Origin of the sequence: Chryseobacterium formosum (assembly GCF_026460885.1) — a bacterium.
GTDB classification, from domain to species: Bacteria; Bacteroidota; Bacteroidia; order Flavobacteriales; family Weeksellaceae; genus Chryseobacterium; species Chryseobacterium formosus.
This window is the reverse complement of the sequence record NZ_JAOVZW010000013.1, coordinates 110,861-123,770: the sequence shown is the minus strand read 5'-3', so window position 1 is coordinate 123,770 and position 12,910 is coordinate 110,861. Positions and strand designations below refer to the sequence as shown.

At 33.5% G+C, this 12,910-nt stretch carries 6 protein-coding genes and 1 CRISPR repeat array (1 of these 7 only partly in view); of the genes, 2 read left to right on the top strand and 4 right to left on the bottom strand.

Going from position 1 to position 12,910, the window contains the following annotated elements; translation table 11 throughout:
* Positions 1-8 precede the first annotated feature (8 nt).
* Together OF897_RS11090 and OF897_RS11085 are read right to left on the bottom strand one after the other, a co-directional pair.
* The gene (locus OF897_RS11090) at positions 9-1,004 is read right to left on the bottom strand and encodes a bile acid:sodium symporter family protein (RefSeq protein WP_267265752.1); all 996 of its coding nucleotides are present in this window, start codon (positions 1,002-1,004) and stop codon (positions 9-11) included.
* Between the two features lie 70 nt (positions 1,005-1,074).
* Positions 1,075-3,228: a glycoside hydrolase family 97 protein gene (locus tag OF897_RS11085; protein WP_267265751.1), complete on the bottom strand. Its 2,154-nt coding sequence runs from the start codon at positions 3,226-3,228 to the stop codon at positions 1,075-1,077.
* A gap of 382 nt (positions 3,229-3,610) precedes the next feature.
* Here OF897_RS11085 and metG point away from each other — a divergent pair, with 382 nt between their 5' ends.
* Positions 3,611-5,647: a methionine--tRNA ligase gene (metG, locus tag OF897_RS11080; protein ID WP_267265750.1), complete on the top strand. Its 2,037-nt coding sequence runs from the start codon at positions 3,611-3,613 to the stop codon at positions 5,645-5,647.
* 65 nt (positions 5,648-5,712) lie between these two features.
* On the opposite strand, the gene OF897_RS11075 is transcribed toward metG, so the two are convergent.
* Both OF897_RS11075 and typA read right to left on the bottom strand, forming a co-directional pair.
* Entirely contained in the window at positions 5,713-7,317 is a 1,605-nt protein-coding gene (locus OF897_RS11075; RefSeq protein WP_267265749.1) for a glycoside hydrolase family 10 protein, read from the bottom strand.
* A gap of 180 nt (positions 7,318-7,497) precedes the next feature.
* Positions 7,498-9,306, bottom strand: a complete 1,809-nt coding sequence (typA, locus tag OF897_RS11070; protein ID WP_267265748.1) for a translational GTPase TypA — start codon at positions 9,304-9,306, stop codon at positions 7,498-7,500.
* Between the two features lie 336 nt (positions 9,307-9,642).
* Here typA and OF897_RS11065 point away from each other — a divergent pair, with 336 nt between their 5' ends.
* A complete protein-coding gene (locus tag OF897_RS11065) occupies positions 9,643-12,054 on the top strand; it encodes a hypothetical protein (RefSeq protein ID WP_267265747.1) in 2,412 nt (803 codons plus the stop codon).
* A gap of 75 nt (positions 12,055-12,129) precedes the next feature.
* Positions 12,130-12,910: a CRISPR direct-repeat array (repeat unit 47 nt; unit sequence GTTGTGAATTGCTTTCATTTTTGAGTATCTTTGAGATATAACACAAC) (it continues 4,194 nt past the right edge of the window).

Genomic DNA, 12,910 nt, shown 5'->3' with positions numbered 1-12,910 from the left:
TCATTAAATTATGCTTCAACCAATTCCATACGTTTTGCAATTCTGTTTGCCAACCAACTTACATAAAACAACTGGAAACTGTGGTAAACCATTACTGGAAGCAAAAATAAAACTTTTTTTTCGTCGGGAATTCCTAAAACCAAAAGAAATAAACTTCCATGAACCAACGATTTTTTTGAACCACAGAATGTTGTTGTAATGACATCTTTCGGTTTGAAATTCATTTTTTCTGCAATCAATTTTAAAATGTAATACGTCGCGAAAAACAGAAATATAACACTGAATGCTAATACAATAAATACAAATGACGGAACCGCAGCGAAGATATTTTCAATAAATGCCGTTGAGAAACTTTCGTAAACAATCAATAAAATAATTAGGCGATCAAATTCTGCGATAATATTTGAATATTTTGTTACCCATTTTTTCAGTAATGGATTTAATAAAACACCTAAAATAATCGGCAATAAAACTTTAATTAAAAGCTGTTCAATAATTTCCGTCTGATCTCCAGAAGATGAATTTGAAACTAAGAAAAAACTCATCAAAAGTGGTGTCATGATTATTCCGATTAACCCAGAAATAGACGCATTAAAAATGGCTGAAGTTACATTTCCTTTCGCAATCGAAACCATAACAACCGATGAAGAAACTGTTGAAGGCAAACTTGCGAGAAAAAATACCGAAAGCCAGATATTATAATACTCAGAATCTTTAATCAAGGGATAAAAAGCCAATGCCAATAAAGGAAAAATGATAAACGTTCCAGACTGAATCAGCAAATGTAATTTCCAGTTGGATACGTCTTTTACTACTTCTTTAAGATTTAGTTTTAAACCATATAAAAGAAAAATTCCGGCAATTCCCCAATCGATAAAGTCTGAAAGATTGAAATATTGGTTATAAGATTCGTGGAAGGGAATCAGCTTTGCCATGAAAACCATTCCGATAAGCAAAAAGAGAAAAGTGTTTTGTTTGGTAAATACTTTAGATATCAACTTCATTATATATTCATTTAAAAAATAAAAAATCCTTAAAGTTTTCGGCTTTAAGGATAGTAAAATTACGAATAATTTATTTTATAGGCTTTATGGAAACAGCAAAACCTCCACTTCGAGCCATCTTAAAATTGATTTTGGATTTGCTATTAATCTGTTTTTTATAAATGTTATAACTCTGAGGATTTTCGATGTAATCTGCATCTTTTCCATCTTCGTAGATTGTCGCTTCATATTTTTTTCCTTTATCTAAAAATGAAAAATCTACGGTGTATTCTCGCTTATTTTCATCGGTAATTCCACCAACAAACCAATTTTCGGTTCCTTTCGCTTTTCTTGCGGTAATGACATAATCTCCAGGTTCCGCTGAAAGAATTTTCGTATCATCCCAATCTGCCGCAACATCTTTAATAAACTGAAAAGCATCCATGTGTTTTGCATAGTTTTCCGGCAAATCTGCAGCCATTTGAAGCGGCATATACATCGTTACATAGAGCGCCAATTGCTTTGCTAAAGTAGTTTTCACAAAACGCTTATCTCCTGGGAAGTAATAATCTAATTTGGTCTGAAAAATCCCCGGCGTGTAATCCATCGAGCCACCCATCCATCGTGTGAACGGAAGAATCGTTTGGTGGTCTGGATTATTCCCTGCAAAAGCTTCGTATTCTGTTCCACGAGCTGCTTCTGCTGAAATATAATTAGGATAAGTACGACTTTCTCCTCCAGGACGAACCGATTCATGAGAATTCACCATAATTTTATACTCATTGGCTTTTTCTACAATCCTATAATAATGATTAATTGTCCATTGCGAATAATGATGTTCTCCTCTCGGAATAATATCTCCTACATAACCCGTTTTCACAGAAGTGTAACCGTATTTATTCATCAATTGAAAAGCCTGATCTGCCCATCTTTCGTAATTGGTTGCTGAACCGGAAGTTTCATGATGCATAATCAGTTTAATACCTTTTGAATGTGCGTATTCATTCAGTATTTTAATATCAAAATCTGGATAAGGCGTCAGAAAATCAAAAACAGATTCTTTGGAATGACCGAACCAGTCTTCCCAACCGATATTCCAACCTTCGATTAACAATCCGTCGAAACCATTTGCAGAGGCAAAATCAATATATTCTTTAACCCTTGTAGTATTTGCTGCGTGTTTTCCGTTAGGTGTTAATTTAGAAAAATCGGTTACTCCTAAATGAACATTATCTGCTGTAGAATACGCCCACTGTGCTTTTCCGATAATCATTTCCCACCAAACTCCCATGTATTTTGTAGGTTTAATGTAAGAAGTGTCGGTATATTTTGTCGGTTCATTCAGATTAAACAACATTTTAGAATCCATTAACTCTTCTGCTTTTGGCGAAACGATAATTGTTCTCCAAGGTGTTACAGAAGGCGTCTGAATATATCCTTTTGCACCTTGTCGATCTGCTGTAAGATGCGTTTTAAATTTAAAATTCTGAGCATCAACTTCAAGATGTGAAGCTGCATAATTGAGAACTGCCGCTTCTGCAATATTGATATACAAAGGTTCTTTTCCGTCCTTTTTTAACATCAACGGCGACTGAACTGCATTTTTAATTAATTTCTGAGAAGCATTAGAATCAAAAGCTTTATCCCATTTCGCAGGAATTTCTGAAATATTGGTTTCCTGATATTTATATTCCTGAGAATCGTAATCGGCAACCATCCACCAAGCTTTCATGTCAGTTGGAAAATCGAATTCGGTATCTTCTTCTTTGATAACAAAATAATTCAGGTTTTTCTGCTGTGGAAACTCATATCTAAAACCTAAACCATCATTAAACAGTCTAAACTTTACAACAATACTTCTGTCCGTAGATTTTTGATTTAACGTAACTGCCAATTCATTATAATGATTGATATAATTTTTCTTTTCGCCTAAAACAGGTTGCCACGTTTCGTTTTTTGAATCTCTTTTTTCGGAAGTTTTAACAAAATCATTATTTAAATCAAATTTTGCATCTTCAGTTTTAGTAATTTCTGAAGAAAACTGCACCGATGTATCTTTAAAAAGTCTCAAACCTAACTTGGAATCTTCAACAACTGCAGCTCCGTTATATTTTAAATTGTAAAAAGGAACTCCGTTTTTCAGCTGGAAATTCATTTCAAATTTCCCATCGGGAGATTTCAACGATTGCGAATTTGCACCCGTAAACATCATGGTAAGTAAAACTGCGCCAATTGTAATTTTCATCTTATTGAATTTTATAAAGTTTAAAAATAAAAAATTAGCATCAACAATTGGTAATAAATCAAATTAAAGATTCTTTTTATCTTTTATATAAATCTTTGTATCTCTAAAATAAGTGAAACGGCATTGTTTATCCTAAATTTTTCACTGCGTTTATTTCTCTTCGTTTTGCTTTGCGTTTAAAATTATCGCAAGGTTAGACAAAGTCTTTTTCTAAAAATGATTATTTTTTTTGCTAAACAAAGCCACTTTGTTTAATAAAGAAATACAAAAAGTCTAGTTACCAATAAAGCTTATCAAAAATATATTACATACATTATACTAAGCTTATTCGGAAATTTTGGCAGATTATCTTTATCTTTGCAGACTTAAAACTATACTATAAATGTCAAACAGAAAGATGATTACGGCGGCTTTGCCATATGCAAACGGACCGGTTCATATTGGGCATTTGGCGGGAGTTTACATTCCTGCAGATGTTTACGCTAGATTTCAGAGAAGATCGGGAAAAGATGTTGCTTTTATCTGTGGATCAGATGAGCACGGAATTCCTATCACCATAAGAGCTAAAAAAGAAGGAGTTACACCACAAGATATCGTTGATAAATATCACGAAGTTATCAAAAAATCTTTTTCGGATTTAGGAATTTCTTTTGATGAATATTCGAGAACAACATCGGTTAATCACCGCAAAACAAGTCAGGATTTCTTTAAAGTGCTTTATGAAAAAGGAAAGTTCACCGAAGAAATGTCTGAGCAATATTTTGACGAACAGGCTAATGAATTTTTGGCTGACCGATATATCGTTGGAACTTGCCCGAACTGCGGAAATGAAAACGCTTACGGAGATCAGTGTGAGAAATGTGGTTCTACCCTTTCTCCATCAGAATTGATCAATCCAAAATCGATGTTGAGCGGAAACGTTCCTATCTTAAAAGAAACAAAAAACTGGTATTTACCATTAAATGAATATGAAGATTTCCTAAACAAATGGATTATTGAAGGTCATAAAGACGACTGGAAACCGAACGTTTACGGACAGGTGAAATCGTGGTTAACCGATGGTTTAAAGCCTCGTGCGATGACCAGAGATTTAAATTGGGGCGTTCCTGTTCCTCTTCCAAATGCAGAAGGAAAAGTTTTGTATGTTTGGTTTGACGCACCTATTGGTTACATTTCTTTCACAAAAGAATGGGCAGAGAAAAACGGAAAAGACTGGAAAGATTATTGGCAAAGTGAAAACTCAGATTTGGTTCATTTTATCGGAAAGGATAATATTGTATTCCACTGTATTATTTTCCCTGCAATGATGAAAGCTCACGGAGATTACAAAATGCCGAAAAACGTTCCTGCTTTTGAATTTTTGAATCTTGAAAATGATAAAATTTCAACTTCAAGAAACTGGGCAGTTTGGGCACACGAATATGTAGAAGAATTTCCTGGACAACAGGATGTCCTGCGTTATGCATTGCTTTCTTCAGCTCCGGAAACGAAAGATAATAACTTTACGTGGAAAGATTTCCAGACGAAAAACAATTCTGAATTGGTAAACAAGTTTGGAAACTTTATTAATAGAGTAATTTCTTTCACTAATAAAAATTTTGAAGGAAAAGTTCCAAATGGTACTTTAGATGAAGAAAGCAAAACAGCTATAAAAACTGGAATAGAGAAAGTTAGCTATCATTTAGAGAAATATGAATTCAGAAACGCTTTGAATTCATTTATGGAACTTGTTGATTATGGTAACTTATATCTTCAAAATGCTGAACCTTGGAAAACAATAAAAAATGATCCAAACGAAGCCGGGCAGTCAATGTTTGTTGGAGCACAAATTGCAGCTGTTGTAGCACAATTATGTGAACCGTTTATGCCATTCACTGCAGAGAAGTTATTTGGGTATTTTAATATCGAGAAAAAGAATTGGGAAGAATTACAAAATTCTGAAATTCAGATTGAAACTGGACATAAAATTGAAGAAGCTCCTTTATTATTTACCAAAATTGAAGACAATGTTATTGAAGCTCAGATTCAGAAATTAGAAAATACAAAACAAAGTAATAAAAAAACAAATTCTAACGCTAACCCAATGAAAGAGGAAATACAGTTTGATGATTTTACAAAAATCGACTTGAGAACAGCAACGATTATTGAAGCTGAAAAAGTAGAAAAAGCTGATAAATTATTAAAACTAACTGTTGATACTGGAGTTGACGTAAGAACGGTTGTTTCAGGGATTGCAGAAAGTTTTACTGCAGAAGAAGTAATCGGAAAGCAGGTGATGATTTTATTAAATCTTGCTCCAAGGAAAATCAGAGGAATTGAATCTCAGGGAATGTTGTTGTTGACAACTAAACCAGACGGAAAATTATCTTTTGTAACGCCGGATGATAGCAATGTTGAGAACGGTATTGAGATTGGATAATCTTTAATTTTACATAAACAAAAAAGACGCAAAATTTGCGTCTTTTTTTATTCTTAAATATCTTTTTATTTAATTTTCTTCGCCATATAATCACTTTCATTTCCTAAACGGTCAATAGCTTTTATGGCAATTGCTTCAAGAGTTTTCTCAGATTTTAGTTTAGGAATTTCTTTTGATAATTGATCTAAAGTCAAAATCTCGGTTTCCCAAACTCCATTATACTGAGTGAAAAGCACCCATTGAAAAACATTTCCAATATTTTTAGCACTCCAACTTGCCTGCACAAAAAATCCGTTGTCTTTTACAAACAGATCAGGCTTTTGTAATGGAATTGCTTTTATCCACGGACTTTTCGGTGTTAAAGCCTTTTCTTTATAAGGTCCGTTTTTCAAAGTCGGAAGCATGTTTGCGTTTTTGGTTAAACCTGCAATACTCCAATGAACTTCTCCTGCATCATTCGTTAAAATCTGTCTTGATAATTCAACCTGATTTTTAATTTCAGTAGGTCGGTCAGAGGTTTTTATTTCAACTGTGTTTAAACCTGGCCAAAGATGGCGATTCATGGTATTTTCAGATTTCCACCAGTTTAATAATGAAGCAAAAGGTTGCCCTTTAGATTCAATAGGCCAATATAATTGAGGTGAAAAATAATCTACCCAACCATTATTTAACCATAATTTAGCATCAGCAAACAATTCGTCATATTGCGAAGAACCAACAATTCCTTCAGGATAACCCGGTTTCCAGATTCCAAAAGGACTAATTCCGAATTTCACATGACTTTTTTCTGCGTGAATTTCTTTATAAATTCTTTCAACAAATTTATTTACATTATCTCTTCTCCAATCAGCCCTTGATAATGTTCCGCCCGAACTTTGATAAACCGCCCAACTTTTATGGTCTGGAAAATCTGCACCCCGATTGTATGTTGCATAAGGATAAAAATAATCGTCAAAATGAACGGCATCAATATCATATCTTTTTACAATATCTTTCACAACATTCGAAACATGTCCTTGAGTTCGAGGATCTGCAGGATCAAACCAATACATTCCGTTTTTTAGTTTAATCGTAATATCCGAAAGTTTACTCGCCATAGACTGATTTGTAACCGCTCCACCGTTGGAATGATGCGCTCTGTAAGGATTTAACCAGACATGAAGCTCCAAACCTCTCTTGTGAGATTCTTCAATCCAAAATTGCAAAGGATCATAATTCGGATAAGGTGGTTCACCTGTTTTTCCGGTTAAAAAATACGACCAAGGTTCCAACTCACTCGTGTACAAAGCATCTGCAGAAGGACGTACCTGAAAAATAACGGCATTAAAATTATTTTCCTGAAGCATATTCAACATATTAATTGCTTCTGCTTTTTGCTGCTCTACAGAAAGATTATTTCTTGAAGGCCAGTTGATATTGGCAACACTCGCAATCCAAACTCCACGGAATTCACGGTTGATTGCAGGAAGATTTACTTTAAAATCTTCGCCAACAGGAATTGCTGAAATTGGCGGAACATTTTTAGAATCTGGAGATTTGAGACTATTCTTTGAAGTTTTCGCTGTTTGTACAGGTTTAGTTTTCGACGTGTTTTCTCTTACCGCACACGAAGTAGTGAATGAAGCGAACAAACCTAATATACAGACTAATTTTATTTTAGTGATTTTCATATTTAATTCAAGGAAAATGATTTCTGAATTGTTAAAAGACAAAACTAATAATATAAAGATAATATTAAAAGTCTTATACTGTAAAATTTAGTTAAAACAAAAAAGATAAAGAAGTGATGTTTTATTTTCATAAAAAAAGCCCCGAAAATCGAGGCTTTAATTATCTTTAAGAATTTTAGATTAAGCTTTTGCTCCTCTTTCGATTCTTTTTCTTTCTTCTTCAGAAAGTACTTTCTTTCTCATACGGATGAAGTTAGGAGTTACCTCGATTGCTTCATCAGCTTGGATATATTCCATACATTCTTCAAGAGAGAATAAGATTTTTGGTGCAACACCAGTATCTTTATCTTTACCTGAAGCTCTCATGTTATTCAACTGTTTTGCTTCAACGATGTTTACAACTAAATCTCCAGGCTTGTTTTGCTCACCGATAACCATACCTGCATAGATTTCCTCGCCCGGATCAACATAGAACTTACCTCTATCCTGAAGTTTAGCAATAGAATATTCTGTAGCCGGACCTTGAGTTTTGGAGATTAACACCCCATTACTTCTTCCAGGAATAGCACCTTTGAAAGGCTTGTATTCTGTGAAACGGTGTGCCATAATAGCTTCACCAGCAGTAGCAGTTAACATCTGAGAACGCAATCCGATCAAACCTCTTGAAGGAATTTCGAATTCCATGTGCTGCATTTCACCTTTAGTTTCCATAATGTGAAGATCACCTTTTCTCTGAGTTGCCAAATCGATTACTCTAGAAGCAAATTCGTCTGGTACATCAACAACCAAAGATTCGTAAGGCTCCAATTTTTGACCATTTTCATCTTCTCTCAAGATAACCTGAGGCTGTCCGATAGTCATTTCGTAACCTTCTCTTCTCATTGTTTCAATTAAAACTGACAAGTGAAGAATACCTCTACCGAAAACCAGGAACGTGTTTGCATCATCAGTCTGTTGAACTCTTAATGCTAAGTTTTTCTCTAATTCTTTTGTTAATCTTTCTTTCAGGTGGTTTGAAGTAACATATTTACCATCTTTACCGAAGAAAGGTGAATTGTTGATTGAGAACGTCATATTTAACGTTGGCTCATCAATTGAAGTTCTTGGCAATGGCTCCGGATTTTCGATATCTACGAAAGAATCTCCAATTTGGAAAGCATCAAAACCTACAACAGCACAGATATCTCCTGCTAAAACTTCGGTTACTTTTTTCTTTCCAAGACCTTCAAAAACATATAATTCTTTGATTTTTCCTTTTACTATTTTTCCGTCTGCTTGTGCTAAACCAATCCACTGGCTTTCTTTAAGACTTCCACGGATTACTTTACCAATCGCAATTCTTCCTAAGAATGAAGAGAAATCTAGAGAAACAATCTGCATCTGTAAGTTACCCTCCTCTACTTTCGGCTCCGGAACATATTGTAAAATACCATCCAATAACGGGAAGATATCTTCTGTTTGCTCTAATGAAGTGTTGAACCAACCTTGCTTAGAAGAACCGTAGAATGTTGGGAAATCCAATTGCTCTTCTGTAGCATCAAGTGCAAAGAACAAATCAAATACTTTGTCATGAACTTCTTCAGGACGACAGTTTGGTTTGTCTACTTTGTTAATAACAACCAAAGGTCTAAGACCTAATTCTAAAGCTTTCTGCAATACGAATCTTGTCTGAGGCATTGGTCCTTCAAATGCATCTACCAACAAGATAACACCGTCTGCCATTTTCAAAACACGCTCTACTTCACCACCGAAATCGGCGTGACCAGGAGTGTCGATTACGTTAATTTTAACGTCTTTATAGTTAACAGAAATATTCTTAGATAAAATGGTAATACCTCTTTCTCTTTCAAGATCGTTATTATCCATTATTAATTCTCCACTTTCCTGATTTTCTCTGAAAATGTTTGTAGCATGAATAATCTTATCAACCAAGGTAGTTTTACCGTGGTCAACGTGTGCGATAATCGCAATATTTCTAATGTTTTGCATGAATGATTTTTACGGGTGCGAAATTAGTGATTTTTAATCAATTAATCATCATCAATATTTATTAATTAACAAATTCATAATGAGAAGTTTACTTTAAAGTCTTTAATATTTAGATATAAACCATTAATTTAAATCATCTTATCATCGTATTTTTAGGACTAAATAGAATTTTATCATTATTAAAATTTAAATAATTAAAAGGAAATTTTATGAAAATGAATATTTGTTTATAATTTTTTTTAAATTAACGTCATTGTTAAATCACAAAAACTCACAATTATTTTATCAGGTAATCAGTTTTTTATTAATTTGCATTATACTAAATGTAGTACGGCAATGAAAAGAATCATTACTTTCTGTTTTTTGTTGGCTCTTAATAGCCAATTTTCTTCACAACAATCAGCTTACAAAGCGCTCCAAACTTTAAACGAAAATTATTCACAGGAACATATTTATATCTTAACCGATAAAGATCTGTATCTTTCTGGTGAAACAGTTTGGTTTAATGCGATGATTTTCAGAAATTTTTCGACTTCTGATTTATCAACAAATTTCTTCATCGAAATATATGACAGAAATAAAAAACAGATTTTAAGAAGAAGGTTTCCTGTTTTTAATGGTCTTGCACAAGGAAGTATTCAGCTTCCTGAAGATTTGAATGAAGATGTTTATTTTTTCCGTGCTTATACCCCGATGATGAGTAATCTGAGTGAGGATTTTCAGTATTTAAAACAAATTCCGGTTTACAATCCTTCGTCAGCAAAAAAATTGGTGGCAGACAAAACATCTTCATGGTCCGCAACCTTGCATCCTGAAGGAAATTCTTTCATCCAAAATATTCCAAGTAAAATTGCAGTACGACTTCATTCTAAAGGAACTCCGCCATCACAATGGGAAGGCTATGTTGTTGAAAAAAGTGATCCTGAAAAGAAAATTTCTACCTTCAAAGGATTAGACGGAAATGTTGGCGTTTTTACACTGACTCCGCAAAAAGATAAAGTTTACGAAGCTGTCATTACAGACAATAACGGTGTTAAAAATACTGTAGCACTTCCAAAAGTTTCTGAAACAGGAATCAGTCTGCAAGTAATTAGTGAAAAAGATAATATTAAATATAAAATTCAAAATACTGGTGGAAATCTTCCTTATTATAATGTCGTTGCCAATATTGGAGAACAGGTAGTTTATAAAGCTAAAATTAATCAGCTTAAAGATGCATTTCAGTCAATCCCAACCAATCAGCTAATTAATAGTGTTTTGCAGATTACGGTTTTTGATGATAAGGAAAATGTTTTGACAAGCAGAATGTGTTTTGTGATGCCTCAAAATCTGAACATTTCTGTTCCTGAAGTGAAATCTGAAACTTTAAGCACTGAAAAAAGAGGTTTCAATTCATTTGATGTAAAATCTAAGGGTGTTTCAAATATTTCTGTCGCAGTATTCGATCCTGAAGATAAAAAATCACTGCAAGATGAAAATTTTTTAAGTTCTCTATGGCTTACAAGTGTTATTAAATCTAAAATTGACCGTCCTGCACAATATTTTAGCGATAAAAGAAATACAGAAGCTCTTGATGCTTTATTGATTTCTGAACAGTGGAAAATGTTCGACTGGAAAGAAATTATTTCAGGAAAATATCCAACAATTATTAATAATCCTTCAAAATATATTTCTTACAAAGGAAAACTTACAGTTAACGCAAAACCAGCACCTCAGCAAGATCTCATCATGTTTGTGGAAGGTGATAAATCTGGAAATCAAGTTTTTCAGGTGGAAACTGACAGTAACGGAGAATTCTTTTTTGATAATATGATTTTTGAGAAACCAATTAAAATTACTTATCAGGTAAATGGAGCCAATGCCTCTCTTAAAAGCAGAACCAATGTTTATGTAAGTCCTACAAATACTTTCATTCCATTAAAAAAAGAATTGCCTTCTATTGAAAATTTTAGCCTTATTGATAAAAAATCTTCTCCTGAAACTCCACAATCACCTGAAATTACACGAACGATTGAAGCAAGAAAATATAAAAAGGAATACAACGAAAAAGTTACTTTGATTGAAGAAGTTAAGATTAAAGCAAAAAAGAAAAATCTTACTGAAGATCTTAATAATAAACTAAGTAGTTCTCTTTATAGAAGTATGAATGAAATTGTTTTTGATTTGGTGAATGACAATCAGTCAGCCGCAAGTTCTCAAAATATACTTCAATGGCTTCAAGGTCGTGCAGCCGGATTAACCATTAATTATGAAAACGGAGTTCCAACTCCTTATATCCGTCAGACAAAAGCGAATGTTTATTTGGATGAAATGCTAACTGATGCAAGTGCGCTTAGTGGCTTATCAACTGATAATATTGCTATGGTAAAAATTATCAAAGATGGCGCCATCGGTATGAGTGGCGGTGGTAGTGGCGGTGTCCTTATTTACACAAAAAGAGGTGATACCCAACCTGTCTCTAAAGGAAATTCCCTATCAAATATGACTGATATTAACTTTTTTGTAATGGAAGGCTATAATGAGTCTGAAAAATTTCCCGATTCTGATTACGGAAATTCTGATTTATCTAAAATCGGCTATGACTATCGCTCAGTTTTATATTGGAATCCTCTTGTTGAAGAAAATGAAGCTAGTCCTACCAAAATCGATTTTTACAACAATGACACGGCAAAGAAGTTCAGATTTATTATTATCGGATCTGATAATGAGAAGTACATGCCTGTTTATTATGATAAGATTGTTCCTTAAATATGATTTAAGAATGATACTTATAAGCGGAAAATATTTTAGAATATTTTCCGCTTATTTTTTTCCATTACTATTCTTACAAATTATTTTCACTTTTGAGTATCTTTGAGATATAACACAACTAATCATTGCAAGTAATACTGCACACCAGAGTTGTGAATTGCTTTCATTTTTGAGTATCTTTGAGATATAACACAACTCAAAAAGGATTTTTCAATAGCAAAAGGGCGTTGTGAATTGCTTTCATTTTTGAGTATCTTTGAGATATAACACAACTGCTGATAAATAAGCAAATCCGCCATTTCCGTTGTGAATTGCTTTCATTTTTGAGTATCTTTGAGATATAACACAACATACATTTTCAAATTACCGTTTTTGTTGACGTTGTGAATTGCTTTCATTTTTGAGTATCTTTGAGATATAACACAACTGCTGATAAATAAGCAAATCCGCCATTTCCGTTGTGAATTGCTTTCATTTTAGAGTATCTTTGAGATATAACACAACTGCTGATAAATAAGCAAATCCGCCATTTCCGTTGTGAATTGCTTTCATTTTAGAGTATCTTTGAGATATAACACAACATACATTGTCAAATTACCGTTTTTGTTGACGGTGTGAATTGCTTTCATTTTTGAGTATCTTTGAGATATAACACAACTTTCCTCATCTATTTCCAGATGATGGCTGCGTTGTGAATTGCTTTCATTTTTGAGTATCTTTGAGATATAACACAACTTTACTCATATATTTACAGAAGATGGCTGCGTTGTGAATTGCTTTCATTTCTGAGTATCTTTGAGATATAACACAACTTTACTCATATATTTACAGAAGATGGCTGCGTTGTGAATTG